General features: G+C 29.3%; 19 protein-coding genes, 11 tRNA genes, 2 rRNA genes, 1 pseudogene and 1 riboswitch. Of the genes and pseudogenes, 32 read left to right on the top strand and 1 reads right to left on the bottom strand.

The window, feature by feature from the left end; all coding sequences use genetic code 11:
• The 28 genes from OXH55_RS18550 to OXH55_RS18685 all read left to right on the top strand — a co-directional run.
• Positions 1–100, top strand: a 23S ribosomal RNA gene (locus OXH55_RS18550); the annotation flags it as partial.
• A gap of 47 nt (positions 101–147) precedes the next feature.
• Positions 148–222: transfer RNA gene (locus OXH55_RS18555), tRNA-Asn, on the top strand.
• A gap of 14 nt (positions 223–236) precedes the next feature.
• Positions 237–353, top strand: a 5S ribosomal RNA gene (gene rrf / locus OXH55_RS18560).
• Between the two features lie 5 nt (positions 354–358).
• Positions 359–434, top strand: a tRNA-Phe gene (locus tag OXH55_RS18565).
• A gap of 8 nt (positions 435–442) precedes the next feature.
• Positions 443–518 (top strand) — tRNA-Val (locus OXH55_RS18570).
• Between the two features lie 12 nt (positions 519–530).
• Positions 531–607 (top strand) — tRNA-Asp (locus tag OXH55_RS18575).
• Between the two features lie 5 nt (positions 608–612).
• A tRNA-Thr gene (locus OXH55_RS18580) sits at positions 613–688 on the top strand.
• Positions 689–699: 11 nt separating this feature from the next.
• Positions 700–774 (top strand) — tRNA-Glu (locus OXH55_RS18585).
• A gap of 17 nt (positions 775–791) precedes the next feature.
• Positions 792–875: transfer RNA gene (locus OXH55_RS18590), tRNA-Leu, on the top strand.
• 22 nt (positions 876–897) lie between these two features.
• A tRNA-Gly gene (locus tag OXH55_RS18595) sits at positions 898–971 on the top strand.
• Positions 972–979: 8 nt separating this feature from the next.
• Positions 980–1,056 (top strand) — tRNA-Arg (locus OXH55_RS18600).
• Between the two features lie 4 nt (positions 1,057–1,060).
• Positions 1,061–1,136 (top strand) — tRNA-His (locus OXH55_RS18605).
• A 24-nt stretch (positions 1,137–1,160) separates the two neighbouring features.
• Positions 1,161–1,236: transfer RNA gene (locus OXH55_RS18610), tRNA-Ala, on the top strand.
• A 224-nt stretch (positions 1,237–1,460) separates the two neighbouring features.
• Positions 1,461–2,000: a GNAT family N-acetyltransferase gene (locus tag OXH55_RS18615; RefSeq protein ID WP_268051639.1), complete on the top strand. Its 540-nt coding sequence runs from the start codon at positions 1,461–1,463 to the stop codon at positions 1,998–2,000.
• Between the two features lie 127 nt (positions 2,001–2,127).
• On the top strand, positions 2,128–2,322 hold the full coding sequence (locus tag OXH55_RS18620) for a YwbE family protein (protein WP_268051640.1): 195 nt from the start codon (positions 2,128–2,130) through the stop codon (positions 2,320–2,322).
• Positions 2,323–2,589: 267 nt separating this feature from the next.
• Positions 2,590–4,863: a glycosyltransferase gene (locus tag OXH55_RS18625; protein WP_418921851.1), complete on the top strand. Its 2,274-nt coding sequence runs from the start codon at positions 2,590–2,592 to the stop codon at positions 4,861–4,863.
• Positions 4,864–4,876: 13 nt separating this feature from the next.
• Positions 4,877–5,983 carry a hypothetical protein gene (locus OXH55_RS18630; RefSeq protein ID WP_268051642.1) on the top strand — a complete coding sequence of 369 codons (1,107 nt, stop codon included), beginning with the start codon at positions 4,877–4,879 and terminating at the stop codon, positions 5,981–5,983.
• The gene (locus OXH55_RS18635) at positions 5,959–6,981 is read left to right on the top strand and encodes a glycoside hydrolase family 5 protein (RefSeq protein ID WP_268051643.1); all 1,023 of its coding nucleotides are present in this window, start codon (positions 5,959–5,961) and stop codon (positions 6,979–6,981) included. The genes OXH55_RS18630 and OXH55_RS18635 overlap by 25 nt, the downstream gene beginning before the upstream one ends.
• Before the next feature lie 23 nt (positions 6,982–7,004).
• Positions 7,005–8,426, top strand: coding sequence for an MBOAT family O-acyltransferase (locus tag OXH55_RS18640; protein ID WP_268051644.1), 1,422 nt, complete (start codon positions 7,005–7,007; stop codon positions 8,424–8,426).
• Positions 8,427–8,443: 17 nt separating this feature from the next.
• Entirely contained in the window at positions 8,444–9,649 is a 1,206-nt protein-coding gene (locus OXH55_RS18645; RefSeq protein ID WP_268051645.1) for an alginate O-acetyltransferase AlgX-related protein, read from the top strand.
• An 81-nt stretch (positions 9,650–9,730) separates the two neighbouring features.
• Positions 9,731–9,842, top strand: a riboswitch (TPP riboswitch).
• Positions 9,843–9,928: 86 nt separating this feature from the next.
• The gene (gene thiM / locus OXH55_RS18650; RefSeq protein WP_268051646.1) at positions 9,929–10,753 is read left to right on the top strand and encodes a hydroxyethylthiazole kinase; all 825 of its coding nucleotides are present in this window, start codon (positions 9,929–9,931) and stop codon (positions 10,751–10,753) included.
• Positions 10,731–11,384: a thiamine phosphate synthase gene (gene thiE, locus OXH55_RS18655; protein ID WP_336296796.1), complete on the top strand. Its 654-nt coding sequence runs from the start codon at positions 10,731–10,733 to the stop codon at positions 11,382–11,384. The genes thiM and thiE overlap by 23 nt, the downstream gene beginning before the upstream one ends.
• A 70-nt stretch (positions 11,385–11,454) precedes the next feature.
• Positions 11,455–12,237 carry a bifunctional hydroxymethylpyrimidine kinase/phosphomethylpyrimidine kinase gene (gene thiD / locus OXH55_RS18660; RefSeq protein ID WP_268051648.1) on the top strand — a complete coding sequence of 261 codons (783 nt, stop codon included), beginning with the start codon at positions 11,455–11,457 and terminating at the stop codon, positions 12,235–12,237.
• Positions 12,238–12,688: 451 nt separating this feature from the next.
• Positions 12,689–13,318 (top strand): flavodoxin family protein, encoded by a 630-nt coding sequence (locus OXH55_RS18665; RefSeq protein ID WP_268051649.1) that lies wholly within the window; start codon positions 12,689–12,691, stop codon positions 13,316–13,318.
• A 66-nt stretch (positions 13,319–13,384) separates the two neighbouring features.
• Positions 13,385–14,491 carry a DUF1349 domain-containing protein gene (locus OXH55_RS18670; protein WP_268051650.1) on the top strand — a complete coding sequence of 369 codons (1,107 nt, stop codon included), beginning with the start codon at positions 13,385–13,387 and terminating at the stop codon, positions 14,489–14,491.
• A gap of 573 nt (positions 14,492–15,064) precedes the next feature.
• The gene (locus tag OXH55_RS18675) at positions 15,065–15,580 is read left to right on the top strand and encodes an NUDIX hydrolase (RefSeq protein WP_268051651.1); all 516 of its coding nucleotides are present in this window, start codon (positions 15,065–15,067) and stop codon (positions 15,578–15,580) included.
• Between the two features lie 132 nt (positions 15,581–15,712).
• Complete coding sequence (locus tag OXH55_RS18680) at positions 15,713–16,270, top strand: hypothetical protein (protein WP_268051652.1); 558 nt, start codon at positions 15,713–15,715, stop codon at positions 16,268–16,270.
• 404 nt (positions 16,271–16,674) lie between these two features.
• Positions 16,675–17,283 (top strand): hypothetical protein, encoded by a 609-nt coding sequence (locus tag OXH55_RS18685; RefSeq protein ID WP_268051653.1) that lies wholly within the window; start codon positions 16,675–16,677, stop codon positions 17,281–17,283.
• A 559-nt stretch (positions 17,284–17,842) separates the two neighbouring features.
• On the opposite strand, the gene OXH55_RS18690 is transcribed toward OXH55_RS18685, so the two are convergent.
• Complete coding sequence (locus tag OXH55_RS18690; protein WP_268051655.1) at positions 17,843–18,397, bottom strand: GNAT family N-acetyltransferase; 555 nt, start codon at positions 18,395–18,397, stop codon at positions 17,843–17,845.
• 57 nt (positions 18,398–18,454) lie between these two features.
• Between OXH55_RS18690 and OXH55_RS20235 the strand changes: the two genes are divergently transcribed.
• The 4 genes and pseudogenes from OXH55_RS20235 to OXH55_RS18710 all read left to right on the top strand — a co-directional run bounded on the left by OXH55_RS20235 (position 18,455) and on the right by OXH55_RS18710 (position 21,478).
• Entirely contained in the window at positions 18,455–18,643 is a 189-nt protein-coding gene (locus tag OXH55_RS20235; RefSeq protein ID WP_418921852.1) for a hypothetical protein, read from the top strand.
• 158 nt (positions 18,644–18,801) lie between these two features.
• Positions 18,802–19,494, top strand: coding sequence for a response regulator transcription factor (locus OXH55_RS18700; RefSeq protein WP_268051656.1), 693 nt, complete (start codon positions 18,802–18,804; stop codon positions 19,492–19,494).
• Between the two features lie 12 nt (positions 19,495–19,506).
• On the top strand, positions 19,507–20,487 hold the full coding sequence (locus OXH55_RS18705; protein ID WP_268051657.1) for a sensor histidine kinase: 981 nt from the start codon (positions 19,507–19,509) through the stop codon (positions 20,485–20,487).
• A 133-nt stretch (positions 20,488–20,620) separates the two neighbouring features.
• Positions 20,621–21,478, top strand: a pseudogene (locus OXH55_RS18710) (undecaprenyl-diphosphate phosphatase).
• Positions 21,479–21,487 lie beyond the last annotated feature (9 nt).

Here is a 21,487-nt window from a genome sequence, read left to right on the forward strand (position 1 = left end):
CTAGTAAGACCCCTGGAAGACTACCAGGTTGATAGGTTGGAGGTGTAAGTGCAGTAATGCATTCAGCTGACCAATACTAATAGGTCGAGGGCTTGATCAAATAATTAAATTCACTGTGCAATTTTGAGAGAACAAATTCTCAAACGTTCCGCGATAGCTCAACGGTGGAGCACTCGGCTGTTAACCGATAGGTTGAAGGTTCGAATCCTTTTCGCGGAGCCATTTTAAAAATTAAATCTGGTGGTTATGGCTTGAAGGTAACACCCGTTCCCATACCGAACACGAAGGTTAAGCTTCAAAGCGCCGATGGTACTGCACTGGAGACGGTGTGGAAGAGTAGGTCGCCGCCGGGTAATATGGCTTCATAGCTCAGTTGGTAGAGCAGAGGACTGAAAATCCTCGTGTCACTGGTTCGATTCCAGTTGAAGCCACCAAGTTTTATGGGCGCATAGCTCAGCTGGGAGAGCATCTGCCTTACAAGCAGGGGGTCACAGGTTCGAGCCCTGTTGTGCCCACCATAAAACAAATGTGGCCTAGTGGCTCAGTTGGTTAGAGTACCGGCCTGTCACGCCGGGGGTCGAGGGTTCGAGTCCCTTCTAGGTCGCCATATAAGCTGGCATGGCTCAACTGGTAGAGCAACTGACTTGTAATCAGTAGGTTCCGGGTTCAAGTCCTGGTGCCAGCACCATTTAAAAATTTGGCTCCTTGGTCAAGCGGTCAAGACACCACCCTTTCACGGTGGTAACAGGGGTTCGATTCCCCTAGGAGTCACCATTTATAATTTTATATATGCAGGTGTGGCGGAATTGGCAGACGCACTAGACTTAGGATCTAGCGCCTTTGGCATGGGGGTTCGACTCCCTTCACCTGCACCATAAAATTTCAAATTGTATATATGCGGGTATGGTTCAATGGTAGAACGTCAGCCTTCCAAGCTGAACACAGGGGTTCGATTCCCCTTACCCGCTCCAATAAATATGCGTCTTTAGCTCAGCTGGATAGAGCAACGCCCTTCTAAGGCGTGGGCCAGGAGTTCGAATCTCTTAAGACGCACCATATGGTGGACGTAGTTCAGTTGGTAGAGCGCCAGATTGTGGTTCTGGTTGTCGAGGGTTCGAGTCCCTTCGTCCACCCCACTTAAATTAATTAAAACAAAATATGGGGGTATAGCTCAGCTGGGAGAGCACCTGCCTTGCACGCAGGGGGTCAGGAGTTCGAATCTCCTTATCTCCACCATTGAAAACAGTCTTGTATAAGACTGTTTTTTTATTTTTTTCTATCATATATGTAGATAATAAAGTTGTTGCTTATTCAAACAATGAGTATTAAAATGGTAATTAATACTCGTTTGCAAATTACTATAGAAATATATTAAGTGTTATTGTAACATTTATATCATGATTTAGCTTGGGTAATGAAAAATTTAGAGGAATAAATAAGATGAAAAAAGGTGATAAATTATGTTTAGGCATTTAATTGATAAAGATGTTGAATTAAGGTTACTTGAAAATAATTATGCAGAAGAAATATTTAAATCAATTGATTCATGTAGAAATCATTTACGAGAATGGTTACCTTGGGTAGATGCTACTAAGACATTTGAGGACACAAAAAATTTTATTGAGATGACAAAGAAACAGTTCGCAGCAAACGATGGATTTCAAGCAGGAATATGGTATAGAGGAGAATTTGCTGGAGTAATAGGATACCATGGAATTAGTTGGTGTAATAAATCAATAAGCATAGGGTATTGGCTGGATAAAAGATATATAGGTAAAGGGATCATGACAAAAGCATGTAGAGTATTTATAGACTATGCATTTAACGATTTAAAATTGAATAGAGTAGAAATTAGATGTGCTGAAAACAACTATAAAAGTAGAGCTATTCCAGAAAGATTTGGTTTTACTAAAGAAGGTTTAATAAGAGACGCTGAATGGCTTTATGATCATCATGTTAATCATGTTGTTTATGGTATGTTAGTTAATGAATGGAAATAGTATATATAGCTATTGACCCAATTTAATAAGATATAGTTCAAAGGAAACTGTATACTAACAAAAAAAGATTATTTTATTTGAAGACGGTGATAAAATTATATTGCAAGTAAAGAAAGAGGAGAATATTATGGATGGAACTATAAGAGCAAATATAAAACAAGGTATAAAAGTAAAAGTTGTTCAAAAACAAGATCAGCGTTCTGGTAAATTAACAGAAGGTGTGGTTCAAAAAATTCTTACAAAGTCACCTAGTCATCATCATGGGATCAAAGTGATGCTTGAGAGTGGAATTGTAGGCAGAGTTAAGGAAATATTGAAATGAATATAATTATAGGATAACTGTTTAATCTAAAAAAATAGTCAGGCTGTTGATAAATATATTTTGTCAACAGCCTTTTTAATTATTAATTTTAATATGTATGTGGTATAATCAATAATGTCGAATATTGACGAAAATACTGAGAAAAATACTGGGATTTCAAATTAAATCAAACTGAGAATTGTTTATATTATGTTTTAGAAGAGTTCTATTTAACTTTTTGCAAAAAATATCGATAAAATATTACTAGTTATTACTTTAATAAGGACGGTGATTCTTTTGAATCTCAATATCATAAAAAACAAAATTTTAGTTATTAGTACTGTGATTGTGTCCTTGATATATTTAGGATGGCGTATTTTTTTTACAATTCCTTTTGAATATGGAATCATTGCAGTTGTGTCTGGGATGTATCTTTTAATTATAGAAATTATAGGTATGTTTGAAGCTGGTATTCACTTCTACAATATGACAAATGTGCAATGTCCTAAGTGCCCTAAAATAGAAAATGAACAGTATCCTGATGTGGATGTATTTATAGCCACATATAATGAGCCTGTTGAATTATTATATAAAACAATTAATGGTTGTTTAAATATGGATTATCCTCATAAATCCAAAGTGCATATATACTTGTGCGACGATGGTAATCGTCAAGCAATGAAAGATTTGTGTAACAAAATGAATATAGGATATATAACAAGAACAGAAAGAAAACATGCAAAAGCCGGAAATTTAAATAATGCAATGGCATATACTTCATCTCCTCTTATTGTCACAATGGATGCAGATATGATTCCAATGCATGATTTTTTAACTGCATGTATTCCTTATTTTTTTACAGAAGAGAAAGTTGGATTTGTACAAACTCCTCAGAGTTTTTATAATCCAGACTTATTTCAATTTAATTTGTATTCAGAAAGTAGAATTCCAAATGAGCAGGACTATTTTTATCACGATATCCAGGTAGGGAGGAATAAAAGTAATTCGGTTATATATGGAGGCTCTAACACTATTATTTCAAGACAAGCATTAGATGAAATTGGAGGATTTTGTACAGGAGTTATAACAGAAGACTTTGCAACAGGTATGTTAATTCAAAGTAAAGGATATAAGTGTTATGCTTTAAATGATGTTCATGCATCAGGTCTATCACCATCAGATTTAAAAAGCTTAATTAAGCAAAGAGAGAGATGGGCAAGAGGATGTATTCAAACTGGACGAAAGAATAATATAATTTTCAAAAAAGGTTTTACTATATCACAAAAGCTTAATTATATTGCTTCTGTTTTATACTGGTTTTTCCCAGTGAAAAGATTAATTTATATAATGGCTCCTATTTTATTTACCGTTTTCAATATTATTGTTGTAAAGTGCACATTGCTTGAAGTTCTTATATTTTGGTTGCCAATGTATTTACTTACTAATACATGTATTAGTAAATTATCAGGTAATATCCGTAATACTAAATGGACAAACGTTTATGAAAACATCTTATTTCCATCATTACTTTTCCCTGTTATTTTAGAAACATTTTGTATTTCACAAAGAAAATTTGCAGTTACACGAAAAGATAAAGTTGAAGATGATAGGAAATATCAACTTATGCGTGCATTACCACATGTGTTTTTTGCTATTTTATCTGCTATTGGCATCGTTAATTGTATAAGATGGACTTTTACTACTGGTTCAATTGGCATGATAGTAGTTTTATTTTGGTTACTAATAAATTTTTATAATATTTTAATGTCTATTTTGTTTATGACAGGAAGAAAGGTTTATAGAAAATATGAGCGCAGTATGGCAAAGGTAGGCTGTACAATAGCAAATAGTAATTTTAATATTAATTGTTTAACTTATGATATTTCTGAAGAGGGATTTTCAGTTATACTGGACTTCCCAAAATATATTGATTATAAAATAGAGAATGAAATAAGTTTAAAGACTGATAGATACGCAAGTCAGTTTAAAGCTAAAATAGTTCATGTTTCTAATATAAAAGAGCTGTGGAAATATTCTTTTAAAATTGTTGAAATTAAGGAATCAGAAAAAAGACAGCTTTTACAGATTATTTACGATAGGGTTCCATCTTTACCTAGAATATTAGATAAAGATGTCAGTACATTTGAAGATCTTAGAATAAATACATTTAAAAGAGCAGAAAAAGGTAAAATATCAAATAGAAAATTGTCACGATTTGCCTTAGATGAATCAGTTGAAGCTATAAATTACGGAGTAGTTAGATTTAAGGATTTTAATTATGAATATATAAGAATTGATACTGGTCATGATGAACCTGAAAATTTGATTATACCATTAGAATATGGAATTATATTAAAGTGTACGTTGGTTACATTTGGGGGGAAGAGGCAAGATAAACTTTATAAAATTACAAACTATAAATCCTTTGCACAAGATAAAAATTTTGAAAGTATTTTGCAAAAATGGATTGATAATTTTAACAAACTAATAGAAGAAAATAAAAAAGTTAATGTTACGAATAATACTGTTTCAGATGAATTGGATGAAATGTCTTATCTATAAAATGGAGGTTAGTATGTTAGATAGAAAAAAACATATAACAATGTTAAGCTTCTGTGCAGCTATTCTGTTGATGATATGTTTTGCCTTGCCTGTATATGCTTTAGACTCCAATTTAGGACTTCAATTTAACAGCGTAATATTGCAAGCTAATGGTGGAGATACTAAATGGGAAACCGTCAAGCAAAATGGGCATATAGTGTTAAATACAAATACGACAGGTTTAGAAAAAGGTTATTACACATCTCAACTTTCTGTTAAAGCTAAAATGGATTGGTCATCCTATGGAGAAGTATCTTTTTATGTAAAAAATTTTTCTAATAAACCTGTTAGAATCAATTTATTTGTTATTCTAAAAGATGGTACCTATCTTACAGTAGGTTCAGATGAATTTGTGCTGTTACAAAAAGAGAATCAGATGGATATGAAACTGGCCAATACTCAAGATGGATTGATTGAATTGAATAATGACTTTACAGGATCAGTTCGTATTCCATTTGAAAATTTAAAAACCACTATACAAGATTTAAAAAATGTTATTTCTTTTGGAATTACTACTACTACTGAAGAAAATGTTATTCAGAAAATAGAAATTGGTGATTTCAAATTAATTTCTCATAATAATCTGTCTGTTCCAAAAGAGTTTTCAAGTTTGAAAATAATTGGTGATAAGAATATAACAAAACCTATAATAGGAGAATCCATTGCCAAATATGACTTAATAGTTAATAGTGGACAAGAAAGTCAAAATAAAAACAAAGTTTCTTTTTATTTGAAAGAAAAAACTGAAGGGGTATCAATTACAGAAGATGGCAGACTAATAGTATTAACAAACGCTCCTGCTGAAAAAATTAATATAAAAGCTGTAGTTAATAATGACTTTAGTATAATATTTGAAGTTGTTTTATTAGATTCACTCGTATTGAATTTGAAAGACAAGGAAGGTTTCAGTCTTGCAGTACCGAAACCCTATGAAGTCCAAAAGATAATTAGTTCACAAGATATTTTTAACCGGACGGATGTGATCATTTTATTTAGGATCATAATTATTTTAATAAGTACTACAATATTAACACTTTATTTTATATGGAGAAGGAAATGGAAAAAAGAAAACAACAGTTAATGAAAGTTATAATATTATTGTTAATAGGTTCTACATCGTATTTTATGTTTAATAATTATTGTTTTAAAAATAAAAATTCATTACCTTTTTATAAGTGCATGAATATAGGTAATGCTTTAGATGCACCTAAAAATATTTCATGGGATGTAGAGATTAAAAAGGAATACTTTGATTTAATTAAGGAGGCAGGATTTGATAGTGTTCGAATACCAGTAAGATTTTCTGATTATGCTAAAAATCAACCTAATTATGTACTTGAAGAGGAGTTCATGAAAGAAATAGATGGATATATTGACTATGCTTTAAGCAAGGATCTGGTGGTTATTTTAGATCTACATCATTTTGTAGAAATAATGGAGGAACCGACTCGATATAGAGATTGTTTTTTTAGGATATGGGAACAGCTTTCACAAAGATATCAAAAATATCCAGATAAACTTATTTTTGAACTACTTAATGAACCTACTAAAAATCTAAAACCTGATATATGGAATGAATATCTAAATGAAGCAATAAAGATAATTCGTCAAACTAATAAAGATAGACTGATTATTATTGGTTCGGCTGAATTTTCTTCTTTATACAGTTTGAAATATTTAACCTTACCCAAAGATAAAAATATTATGGTAACATTTCATTTTTATGAACCAAATGAATTTACATTTCAAGGGAATATATATCATCCCGGGTTTGAACATTTGAAAAATATCCCATGGAGAGGAACAAATTCAGAGGTTCAGTATATTAAAGAACGTTTTTCTATTGTGAAAAAATGGTCTGATGAAAATAATATAAGAGTTTTTTTAGGGGAATTTGGTGTGAATAAGAATGCTCCCGAAGAAGACCGGGTATTGTGGAGTAAACAAATAAGAAAAGCCGCAGAAGAAATGGATTTTGCTTGGGGATATTGGGAGTTTTGTTCTGAATTTGGTGTTTATAATTCGAAAACATTTTCGTGGAATAAACTGCTTTTAAATGCTCTGGTGGATGAGGAATAGTTAACTAAGAAAGGAGGTATTTTATGCTTTTTTCAAGTGTAGTTTTTTTATTTTATTTTCTTCCAGTAGTTCTATTGTTGTACTATACTCTAAGATTCTCGAGTACACTTAAAAACATTTTTTTATTGTTTGCAAGTTTGTTTTTTTACGCTTGGGGTGAGCCGTGGTTTGTTCTAATTATGATTATATCTATTCTATGTAATTATATATTTGCACTTTTGGTTGACAAATATCGAGATAAAAAATCTATTGCAAAGTTTATCCTTGTTTTGATGTGTTCGGTTAATTTAGGATTACTTTTTGTTTTTAAATATCTTGGTTTTGCTCTTAGAACAATTAATGAAATTACTTATTTACAAATACCTATACCTAATATAGCATTGCCAATAGGAATTTCATTTTTTACATTTCAAGCAATGTCTTATGTAATAGATGTTTATAGAAAAAATGGGAAGATACAAAAGAATCCTTTTTATGTTGCTTTATACATTTCATTCTTTCCACAGCTAATTGCAGGACCAATTGTACGTTACAGTACAATTGCAGAACAAATAGATAATAGAAGAGAAACGTGGCAAAAATTTTCGGTAGGAACCTGTAGATTTATTACAGGGCTTGGAAAGAAAGTGCTAATTGCTAATAATATGGCAATTATAGCAGACCGTATTTTTCAAATGAACACAAGTTCTAGTATACCCATTAGTCTTGCATGGCTGGGATCTATTACGTATACACTACAAATATTTTTTGATTTTTCCGGATATTCTGATATGGCGATTGGCCTTGGTTTAATGTTTGGATTTAAATTTGAAGAAAACTTTAATTATCCATATATATCAAAATCCATTACTGAGTTTTGGCGCAGATGGCACATGTCTCTTGGAGCATGGTTTAAAGATTACGTTTATTTTCCATTAGGAGGTTCTCGGGTAAAAAATAAAGATAAAGTTATACGTAATTTATTTGTAGTTTGGCTACTTACAGGTATATGGCACGGAGCAGAATGGACATTTATACTATGGGGACTTTTAAACTTTGTTTTTATTGTAATAGAAAAGTTTTTTGCTATTGATAAAATGATAAATCATAGGGTGATTCGTAGAGTATATACTTTATTTGTTGTCAATTTAGGGTGGGTTTTATTCCGTTCTACAAATCTTATTGAAGCAGGAAAATTTATTTCAAGTATGTTTGGACTTTATGGAAATGGCTTTTGGAGTGATTACACATTTATGTTTTTAAAAGAATATATGGTATTTTTAATAGCAGCAATTATTTTTTCAACTCCAATGGCAAAGAGAATGAATAAACTTATTGTAGATGGTGCAAGAGGAAGGGAAATTCTTGAATTTGGTTATCCATTTGTGATTATGGGATTATTCTTAATATGTGTTTCATATTTGACAAAAGGCACTTACAATCCATTTATTTACTTTAACTTTTAAGGAGGAAAGTTGTAATTATGAATAGGCTGTTTATTAAAAAACTTATAACAACTGGATTTTTTCTGGTTTTTTTATTTGTATTTTCATTTTTAAATATATGTACAAGCTATAAGTCTCTTAAATCAGCAGTTAGAAAAACAGAAGTTTCATCTTTAAAAGAATATATTTCTGGTATTGAATATGAAATTAATAAAAATATATATGGAAAATTTAAATTGGTTGAATCTTACGGATATATACAAAAACTTATGGGTAAAAATGAAGTGTCTAACTTTGAAGTGGTAAAAGATACAGAAGGAAAGCTACATTTTACTTATTTTGCAAATAAGCCAAATCCAACTGCCCATATTACGACAAAATTGAAGGAGCTTAATAAGGAGATAAAAAATTCTAAAACTAAACTTATATATTTGATGACACCAGATAAATACATTAAAGGATATACAAAATTCCCTAAAGGAATTCCTTATCATTATAATAATGAAACTGCAGATCAATTTTTAAGTGAGTTAAATTCTGAGAAAATTGACAGCATAGATCTAAGAGATGGTATTTTAGAAAGTGGAATAAAAGGTGCTGATATGTTTTTTAATACCGACCATCATTGGAAAATTAAAACTGCTTTTTGGGGATTTGGACAAGTAGTTAAGAATATGAATAAAAAATATAATTTACAGCTAGATGAATCTAATTTTTATACCAACATTAATAACTATAATATAGTTGAATATAAGGATTCTTTTATTGGTTCTATGGGACGGAAAATAGGAAAGAATTATACAGGGATTGATGATTTTTCACTAATTTATCCGAAGTTTAAAACAAATTATGATTTTTATTTTGAAAACAGTTTTACAAACGGGACTTTGACTGGAAGATTTGAAGAATCACTTGTAGCAATAAATCCGATTAGAAAATATGATGTATATGGTATTATATCAGATAAGTATTTTTCCTATCTATATGGTAATCAGCCATTTGCACATATTCACAATAAAGAAAATCCAAATGGACTAAAAGTATTGTTTATTAAAGATTCATTAGCAGTTCCACTAGCTGCATTCTTTTCATCAGTATGTTCAGATGTATATTTACTTGATCCGAGATATTATAAAGGCGATATGTTAAATTTTATAAATAATACAGAACTAGATTTTGTTTTTGTCTCTTATTCTCCACAAAATCTTGTTGATGAATTTTTCAAATTTACAAAAGATAAATAGATCTTTTATCCTTTATGGAACATTTCTGTAATGAATATAAGCTTGACTAGTTTTGTAAAAAAATATATAATTTAGTTGTAATTTAATATACAGGGGAGCTTGTGCAATCAGGCTGAGAAGATATCTAATGCGATGAAAACCCTTAAACCTGATCTGGATAATGCCAGCGTAGGAAAATATTTATAAATATTTTAAGCGCGTTACCAATTTAGGGGACACGCTTTTTTTATTATGTAAATTTGCGGATGATTGTAAGACTATTGAAAAGGAGATATAAATATGTTTGAAAAATTATTAGAAAATCTAAAATTAAATCCACCACTTGTACATAATATAACAAATTATGTAACTGTAAATGACTGTGCCAATATTGTTTTAGCATCTGGTGGATCACCTCTTATGGCAGATGATATTAATGAAGTAGAAGACATCGTATCTATCAGTAATGCTTTATATATTAATGTAGGTACACTTAATATAAGAACAGTAGAAGCTATGGTGAAAGCAGGAAAGAAAGCCAATGAATTAGGCTTACCAGTCGTACTAGACCCAGTGGGTGTAGGAGCTTCAAAGCTAAGGAATGAATCAGTAGAAACCTTGATTGACGAAATAGATTTTTCTGTTATTAAAGGAAATATGTCTGAAATAAAAGCTTTATATACAAATGCAAAAAATACAGGTGGAGTAGACGTACAAGAAGATGATCTTATTGACGATCAGAATATTGAAGAAGCTATTGAATTTGTAAAAAAAGTTGCTAAAAAATTCAATTGTGTTATTGCTGTCACAGGGGCTATTGATATTGTAACAGATAGTCAAAAAGTATGTTTAATACGTAATGGACATGCAATAATGTCAAAAATTACAGGTACAGGCTGTATGACAGGTAGTGTAATGGCTACATACTGTGGTTCAAACAAAGACGATATTTTTGGTGCTGCAGTAATAGCAATTACCATGATGGGATTATCAGGTGAAAAAGCATATGAAAAAATAGTAGCAAGATCAGAAGGAACTAGCAGTTTTAGAACTTACTTGATTGATGCTGTAAGTTTAATGGATTTTCAGATATTGAAAGAAGGTGCTAAGATTGAAATTAGATAATAAATCATTACTACTTTATCTTGTAACAGACCGTAGTTGGTTGGGTGATCAGAGTCTAATCTCTCAAGTTGAGAAGAGTTTAATTGAAGGGGTAACTTTTTTACAGTTGAGGGAAAAGAATTTAGATAATGAAAGCTTTTTAAATTTGGCTATAGAAATGAAGGATTTAGCTTGTCGCTATGATGTACCTTTTGTAATCAATGATAATATAGATATTGCCATAAAAAGTGATGCTGATGGAGTTCATATAGGACAGGATGATATGCCTATAGAAGAAGCTAGAAAAATTATTGGTAAAGATAAAATATTAGGAGTTTCAGCAGGAACAGTTGAGGAGGCAATACTTGCAGAACAACTTGGGGCAGATTATTTAGGCGTTGGTGCAATCTTTTCCACTAATACAAAAAAAGATGCTCAAAACATTTCCTTTGAAACTTTAAAAAATATTTGTGAATCAGTAGATATTCCAGTAGTTGCTATTGGTGGAATTAATAAAGAGAATATTTTATCACTAGAAGGTAGTGGAATTGATGGAGTATCAGTAATTTCAGCTATTCTTGCTCAGAAAAATATTGCTAAGGCAACTTACGAACTAAAAGATATTTGTGAAAGAATATTTAAACATGATTAAGTAGATTAAGAAAAATAATAACCATAAATAATTAGTACATAAATAATTTATTGAAATTAGAGGTGTTGATATGAAAAAAGTATTAACTATAGCAGGTTCTGACTGTAGCGGTGGAGCAGGCATTCAAGCAGATTTAAAAACAATAATAGCTCACAAGTGTTATGGAATGAGTGTTATAACTGCACTAACAGCTCAAAACACAACAGGTGTTTATGGCATAGAAGCTTGTTCAGTAGATTTTGTAAAAAATCAAATGGATTGTGTATTTACAGATATTTTTCCTGATGCTGTAAAGATAGGAATGGTTTCTTCAATTGAAATTATCGAAGCAATTGCACAAAAGTTAAAGGAGCATAAGGCACAAAATATTGTTGTTGACCCTGTTATGGTTGCAACTTCAGGAAGCAGGTTGCTTAATGATGATGCTATACATAAATTATTAAATGAATTAATACAATTAGCAACAGTTATTACTCCTAACATTTTTGAAGCAGAAATTCTTTGTGGATTTGAAATTAAGAGTACAGAAGATATGATAAAGGCAGCTAGAAAGATAGCTGAGAATTATGATGGACATATCTTAATTAAAGGTGGACATCTTGAAGACGATGCCAATGATTTATTGTTTACAAATGGTGTAATCCATTGGTTCGAAGGGGAGAAAATTAAAAACTCTAACACACATGGTACTGGATGTACTTTATCTTCAGCTATTGCCAGTAACCTTGCATTAGGGTATGATATTGAAGAAAGCATACGTAACAGTAAAGAATATATCACTGGTGCATTAAGAGCAAAGTTAGACCTTGGTAAAGGAAGCGGACCATTGAATCATTGCTATAACATGGTATAGGGTTGTGGTTCAAAAAATTCTTACAAAGTCACCAAGTTATCACCATAATTGTAGGAAAGTTAAGCAAATATTGAAATAAATATTTAGATATTATAGAGGGCAACTATCGATAACGGGTAGTTGCTTTTTATTATGGGTAAAGTAAGTGTAAGTATTATTAAGAATAGTTTCTATAGCTGTTAGAAATATTTTTAAACAAATAAAAAGTATTCAAAAATTAGTAATAGTTCCAGATATATTAATAGAGGTATACTATTTTTATGTACTTAAGTATTAATATGGTATAATTGGACGTGGGTTATTGTTGAATAATCTAAATAAATTTTATATTAATAAGTATAAATGTATTAAAACATAATCTTATTATGTTATGACTTACTAATAAAATTATAATACCTGTTTTTTCACAGGAATTCATGTATTAAATATGATATTTTATGGAGGTAGTATAATGAAAGTATTGGGGATAGTAGGGAGTAGAAGAAAAAATGGTAATACAGCATATTTGGTGCAGCAAGCATTAGATGCAATTGAATGCAAAGAAATTGAAACTGAGTTGATTTTTCTTGGGGATTATAATATTAGAGGGTGCACTGGGTGTGAAGGATGCAAAGACACATACAAATGCGTAATAATGGATGATATGCAGAAATTATATCCACGTATACTAGAGGCAGATGCTATTATTATAGGTTCGCCTACATACTTTTATAATATAACCGCAGATATGAAAGCTTTTATTGAAAGATGTTATTGTTTTCAAGTTTTTGCAGAAGATGACCGTTCGGTTTGGTCAAGTATCAATGAAGTATTAGGGGGAAAATATGCTGTAGTTATATCTATCTGTGAACAAAATGATGAAAAAGATATGGGATTTACTGCTGAAGCTATGAGTAAACCTCTTGAAGGCTTAGGATATAGAGTAATAGAGACAGTTAAAATTTTGAAATTGTTTAAAAAGGGAGATGTACTTCAAAATCAAGATGCTTTAGGGGAAGTAAAAAGAGCTGGAAAGAAACTAGAAAAAACGCTTAGGCTAAGAAAAGAAACCAAGGAAAAACTTAAATTACATATAGAGTAAAGAAGAAATATCAAAATTTAGACGATAATAAAAAGCAGAACAATAGATGTTAGAGGGGATAATAAAATGTATAATTTAATAAGAGAAAAACTTAAAAATAAAGATAAAATTCTTATTGGCATTAGTGGTATAAGTTTAAGTGGTAAAACTACATTTGCTAAAGAAATTCAGAATAAATTAGAAAATGATAATTATAAAGTGCAAGTTATTTCTTTAGTAGAAAATGAAAACATAATTAAAGCTTCTTTTAATTATAAAAATCCATCTAAATATTATTATGAAAATGCTTTTAATTTTAATAAAGTAAAAGAACAAATTGATGAATGTTTTAAAAGCAATGATATAGTTATAGTTGAAGGATTACTATTATTTAAGAATACTGTTAAAATTAATTTTAATGTTAAGGTATGGATAGATTGTACATTTACAACTTCAATAAACAGAGCTCCTATGGATAAAAAAAATTTATGTGAAGATTTCTATATGTGGCTTCACAGACAACATTTTTCAATAGATAATCCTAAAAAAGAAGTTGACATAGTTATTAAAAATGATGAAATTTTAGAAAACGAACCTGAAATATTTGTAGATTTAAAAAATAAACCTTCATCAGTTAAAAAAATGCAGTGGTTAAATGAACCTACTATATGGGAAGTTAGAAAAAATGAAGTTTATGTAGAAACCGATGCAATAACAGATTTCTGGCAAAGAACTCATTATGGGTTCAGAAATGATAATGCTCATATGCTATATATAGAAACTGAAAAAGATTTTGTTATGACAACTAAGGTTAAATTTAATGCAATTCATCAGTTTGACCAATGTGGTTTAATAGTAAGAATTGATGAAGATAACTGGCTAAAGACTTCTATAGAATATGAATTAGGAAACCCACCAAAACTTGGAGGAGTGGTAACTAACTTAGGGTATTCAGATTGGTCTACTGAAGAACTTGATTTCCAAGTTAACGAAGCTAAATTTAGAATCACTAGAGAAGATAAAGACTATAAAATAGAAGTTAACGTTGCAGATAGAGGGTGGAGGCAGCTAAGAATTTGCCATCTTCATAGTACAGAAAAAAAGGTTAAGTGTGGTATATATTGTTGTAGTCCTATTGATAATGGCTATGAGGTTTCATTAAAAGATTTAAAAATACAAGAACAATATTTTTAGATCTTTTAATATATAAATTTTTTCATAATGTTCTTAAATGATGATTTAAAAGATTAATAATCTTAGAAGTAGTTAAGACACAATAGCAAAATAATGTGTTGTAACTGAATATGAAGTTTTGAATAATATTTGACTCCTACATAATATTTGGAAGTATGATATGCTATTGTATAGGAAACAGCTGCTACTTTAACTGTAAAGTACAGCTGTTTTATTGTATTTAAAATTAAAAATGTACAGTTTATTCTTTTAAAAGCAAAATAAAGTTAAAGTTTATAAAATCCATCTTCTCCTAGTATTCAGGTAATAGATCATTGTACTTAAAAGAAGAAATGTTTACTGGCACTAATATTAAAAAAGTAGCTCTCAATAAACATATGTTTAACATATATAATTTAATTGATATTATACTATTTTTATATAATAAAGGTTAAAAGTGGTATAATTAGACATGCGTTGTTGATGAACAATATAAAGAAAATGCATCACAAATATGATACAATGAGTTATTATAAATTTGTAAATTATTGTGTAACTAACACAGGAACATTATGTAGAAGGTAGAGTGATAGAATGGCTGAACTATGTGATATTTATGATATTAACTGTAATAAAACTGGAGAAGTTTTTGTAAGGGGAGAGCATTTGAAAGAGAACCAATACCAGTTGGCTACAAGTATTTGGATTATTAATAGTAATTTACAGATATTAATTCAGAAAAGATCTGAGTCAAAAAATTCTTCTCCAAATATTTGGGCAACACACGGTGGATGTGTAAGGGTAGGGGAAACTAGTCTAAATGCTTGTATAAGAGAGGCGTATGAAGAGATTGGAATTGTAATTCAAGCTAAAGATATAAAACCATTAAATAGAAATATAAGTGAAAATTTAATTATGGATAACTATATAGTTGTACAGGAATTTAGTATTTTATCAGCTGTATTACAGTTAGAAGAGGTGAGTGAAATAAAATGGGTGTCACTGGATGAATTGAAATATATGGTTAAAAACAAAGAATTTTTTGAATATCAAGAGTTACCTTACCTAAGTAACTTTATTAATAACTATAAATTCATTAGAAAAGTATAAACTTATATCATATTGATTTTAAATTAATACACTATTTTCTTAAATGACAGTGTAAAAAGCTAATAATCAAGGAAATAGTTGAGATGTAAAAGCAAAATTAAGTGAAATTAAAATAAATAAAAGGGGATATGTATGAAGTATAATTCAGATCATTATTATAGAATTGCGTATGTTATCACGATAGTTTCGCTAATTCCATTTTTTATTTTAGTTACTGAAATAAATAAAGTTACTCCTATTATTATAATATTTACTCCACTAATCATCGGAATTGAGTATTCTTATATTTTCCCAAGACAAGCTATGAAATTATATGAAGAAATATTATTTAAATCATTTATTGAAAGAATTAACACTATAATTGAGTTTTCAATATTCATTATTTTTAGTGCAACGGAGAGTTATTACTTTATCACAGGCAATATTATTCCAGTATTTGTATTTACCATGATTTACCCAATATGGACTTTAATATTTAAAAGCCAGTCAGTTATTATAGGTAATAAAAATATTATTATTGGAAAGAAGCTTATCCCATATGATTTGGTACAATCAGTATCATTAGAAAAAAATTCAGTATTGATTAAAACTGATGAACAATCATTTAAGATAAGTAACTGGGCTATTGATAAGCAAAGATGGAAACTAGAATTGCTTTTAAAACAAATAACTGATAAAACAAAAGATTAATAAACTTTACATAACATTTCATTCAAGCAGTTAAGTCTTAACAGAAAAAAATACGAAGTAGTGTTTAAGATACAAAAGCTCTTACAGCTACGGAAATTTTATTATACTAAAATATAATTTAGTGTAGTTGGTGGAATACCGAGATAACTGATGTATAAAATTTACATTAAATTATTAAAAATTTACTTATTAAGCGATTAGCAAAAAGTATTTGAAATAATCTACAGATAATTAGAAACATATCAAAATGATTTTAATTATAGTTTTGACATATAAAATTGCTTATTTTAGGTAATTTCACAAAGTGTACATTTTGAAATAGTTCAAAACAGAAGTAGATATATTATGTCTCTACTATTTTTAATGACAAAACAACAACTTTTAAAGAAAGGATTTTGGATATAATGAAAGTAAAATTTTTAAAGAAAGAAATTATTTTTGTTATTTTATCCTTATTATTTTCAAATATATTAGTTGGTTGCTCTATTAATACACCTCCAACTGATTCTGATAATAAAAAAAACTCTTCAATATTACAGGATGAAGAAAAAAAAATATCAAAAGATTCTTCTAAAGAAGTAAATCCAACTGAAAAATTAGGGGAAGATGAAAATTATAAAAATAATCTCTCTCCAGAAACAGCTAAAGTAAGCGGTAAAGTCAAATTATATGAAGGCACCTATTTTGATGACAGCTGTTTTGGAGATAATATCTTGAAAACCTTTTATGAAGTTGTCATTTCCAATGTGACGGATACTTCTTTTGATTTTACTGTCTATCAATCAGATGCGGAAACAGGAGACAAAGAAGGTATTTTCCTTACGAATACAGCAGTTTTTACAGTATATGGAACAGAAGCTTCTTTTTATGGAAATAATTATACCCTTCATTTTACATTTCCAGATTATCATGGTGCATATCCTGTTGCAACAGACATGGAGATATATGGATTTGAGCCATTGGAAGGTAAAACTTACGTTAATAATGGAATACCAGGGCATGAATTTGGTTAAAATAATATGAAGCGTCTATAAATTAAATAGTGGTTAATATTAAGGCTTTCTATGGTAGTTCAATAAATCATAGAAAGCCTTAATTTATAGTAGCAAGAAGTAAACATCAAATAAAACCATGCATAGAAACCGCTGCGTAAATGATTCATAGCAGAGAATAGTGCAATAAATGAATGTAAACTTTTGAATAAAACATTACATTCGTAAAAACATATATAACCGTTGATATTAAAGGGATGACACTGATTTAGTGTTAAGCTCTTTTTATATTACTGCTTTTGAATGTATAGTTTTAATTTATATTTTTATAAAAGAGTATAGTGAGAGAATTTGCAGAGCTCAAGCTACTGAAAAAGTTTGTTACTATACCTTCTTATAAGTTCATCTCTTAAATTTTTTTATTTTACCTTCTCTTCTCCTAGAAAATTTTAGAAACTCCTGTAACATAAATTACAAGAACTTCTAAGAAGAGATTTTTACGTATATATTGATTTTATAACATATGATGAGGGGATAGATATAAATGTATGACTACTCTTGAAGTTACGCCTAATAACTATTATTTGGTCCATTCATATTTTAGCATTGAATAAATAAGTTGGTCATACTTATTTTCATTAATCCAATAATGTTCTCGTAGTCTTCCGTCCAGTTTGAAACCAAATTTCTCTAAAAGTTTTATTGAAGGAAGATTATTTGAAGATGTGGTTGCGTATACTTTATTTAAATTTAGTTCATTATCATTGAAGGCGGTTTGAATAAATCTGGCTAACATAATACTGCCTAAACCTTGTAATCTATTATTGTTTGGTAAATAATATCCAAATTCAGCACTATGATTTCTTGGATTTAAATCAAATAATGTTATTTTGCCTAAAGGAATATTACAATTCCCTTTTTTTACTAATACGTAGATTTTTTCTTTTCTTTCAGAGAGTGACTTTAATGTTTTAAAAGCATACTCTTCAAATGATTGACTTAATTTTAAAGGACGACAAGTATAGTGTTCAAAGTGTTTTTCTTTAACATTCCAATTATATAATGTTTGAATATGTTGTTTTGTTAATAAGCGCAATTGATATTTTTCATCCAATTGTTTAATTTTATTATTCATAATACTCCTCCATAAAATTTCGTGGTTTTATTTGTAAGTTATTAGAAATATTATATCATTAATAGTATTAAGAATTATGCTTTGCATGTTAGTGAATTTTTAAAATGGTTCAATGAGAGTTTTGATATGAAATTCAAGCAGCTGCATAGAAAGAATGTATTAGAGTTTAAGACTTACCTTAAAAATATAAAAGGGAACTGCGCTAAAACAGTAAATGTAAAACTATCAAGTTTAATTAACTTTTAGAAAGAAAAAAATCATTACTAGGGGATATTGATAAGTAGAAAAGAGAATAATAGCAAATTATTCTTAATAATACAAACAACTTACATGAATGTAATGAAAAAAACATAAAAATATTGGTATAATTAATATGATTTTATAATTAATAAGGAGAAAATAATATGGAGTATAAAATATATATTGTAGAAGATGATTTATCAATAAGTATGTTATTAAAAGATTATATTAATAAATATGGATTTGATGTAAAAGTAACAGAAAATTTTGAGGATATAATGAGGGAGTTTAATGAATTTAATCCTCAAGTAGTGTTACTAGATGTTAACTTACCAAAATATGACGGATTTTATTGGTGTAGAAAGATAAGACAGCAATCAAAAATTCCTATAATTTTTATATCAGCTAGAGATAGTGGAATGGATCAGGTAATGGCACTTGAAAATGGAGCAGATGATTATATAATTAAACCTTTTTATTATGATGTTATTATGGCAAAAATAAAAAGTCATATAAGAAGAGCATTTGGAGATTATGCACCAAAGGCTGATGAAAAAATAGTTGAACTTCAAGGATTAAAGTTTTATCCAGAGAGAGCTGAAATAGAATTTAGAGATGAAAGGTTAATTATAACTAAGAAGGAAGGAATATTATTAGAATATCTTATGGAGAAATACCCTAAGGTTGTAAATCGAGATTTTCTTTTAGAAAAGATATGGGATGATATTGAGTTTGTAGAAGAAAATACATTGAATGTTAATGTAAGTAGAATAAGGAAAAGACTTCAGCAGTTAGGAATAGATAATGGAATAGAAACCGTACGAGGGGTAGGATATAGGTTAAATAAAACTTGGTAGGGAGAAGAAAAAATGAAGTTATTTATAAAAGATAATAGAGGATATATGATTATATACTTTATAAGTGTTCTTCTTACGTTAGGATATTTAGCTCTTTTAGGAACTATGAAAATTAGTGAATGTATATATATAGTATTATTTAATATCTTTATTTTAGGTTGTTTTTTATTTTTTAGATATTATAAAAATAAAGAGGTATATAGGCTTTTAGAAAATGGGTTAAACAATTTAGAAGAATCCTTTATAGAATTAGGGAATTCAGTTTTAGGAGAAAATATCTCTAATGTTTTAAAGAAAGAGCATAACTTGTATGAAGCTGAAATTTTAAAAAGTAACAATACTTATAATGAACACATAACTTTTATAAATCAGTGGGTTCATCAAATGAAAACACCTTTATCAGTAATACAGTTGCAGATTCAGGAATATGAAGGAGAAGAGTCTTTTGAGAGCATGAAAGGAGAAATAAGTAAATTAAATAAGGGATTAAATATGGCAATGTATTTTGCTAGGCTTGATTCATTTCAAAAAGACTTTATAGTAGAAAAAGTTCCATTATATAAGTTAGTTATGAGTAAAGTTAATGAAGAAAAGCAGATGTTTATTAAAAATAGAATAATGCCAAAAGTTGAAATAGATGCTTCAATAGAAGTATATAGTGATGCTAAATGGATGAAATTTATATTAGAACAGCTTATTGTTAATGGAGTAAAATACTCTAAAGATAAGGGAAAAGAATTGATTATAAGAGCTTATGAGGAAGAAAATACTGTTAAGCTAAGTATAATTGATAAAGGGTTAGGAATACCAAAAAAAGATATTAAAAGAGTTTTTGACCCATTTTTTACAGGAGAGAATGGACGTAAGTTTGGTGAATCCACTGGAATGGGATTATATATGGTTAAAAAAATTTGCGATAATTTAGATCATAAGGTATTTATCGATTCGAAAGTTGGAGATGGAACAACTATTTCAATAGTGTTAAAAAAGTAGGATAGCATATCCTATTTTTTTTATGAAGAAGTGTGACATATATGTAATACTTCTGTAAGGTTTGAAGATAGTATATTGATATAGAATCCATTAAACTAAATACATAAGTATTAGTTTTGAAGGAGAGATGAGTATGGTCATGAATATAATATTTATATTAAAAGCTATTATAATAGCAGTTGTAGAGGGACTTACAGAATTTATTCCTGTATCTTCTACAGGGCATATGATATTAGTTGGAAGTGCAATTAAATTTAATGGTGAATTTGCTAAGATGTTTGAGGTTGTAATTCAACTTGGAGCAATATTAGCAGTAGTAGTTCTTTATTAGAAAAAGATTAAAGAGAGTATAATCGAATTCTTTAAATTTATATTTACTAGAGGTAAAGAAGGTAAGAATGGATTTAAATTTGGAGTTAACGTTATAACAGCATCCATTCCTATTGGAGTTATAGGCGTACTATTTTATCATAGAATAAAAGCATTATTTAGACCAGAGGCAGTAATTGTAGGATTTATAGTAGGTGGTATTTTATTATGGATAATAGAAAATGTGTTTAGAAAGAAAGAACATGCTGTAAAGGATATAGATAGTATAACGTTTCTTCAAGCTTTAAAGGTAGGATTATTACAGATTCTAGCTGTATGGCCTGGGATGTCAAGAAGTGCATCTACTATAATGGGGGGGTGGATTGCAGGTATATCAACACCAATAGCAGCAGAATTTTCATTCTTTTTAGCTATTCCAGCAATGATAGGATCAACAGGAAAGGATTTGTTTGAATTTGATTATTCTATAATGACACCAACCTTATGGATTGCATTAATATTAGGTTTTATTGTTGCATTCATAGTGTCAATAATAGTTATGGATAAGTTTGTTAGCTATTTAAAAAAGAAGCCTATGAAGATATTTGCAGTATATAGAATTTTAGCAGGTGCTTTACTTGGTGCGTTAGTATTTACTAAGGTTATAGAGTTAACTGTATAGAGGGGAAGA

Origin of the sequence: Clostridium ganghwense, assembly GCF_026735165.1 — a bacterium.
Classification (GTDB): domain Bacteria; phylum Bacillota; class Clostridia; order Clostridiales; family Clostridiaceae; genus Clostridium_H; species Clostridium_H ganghwense.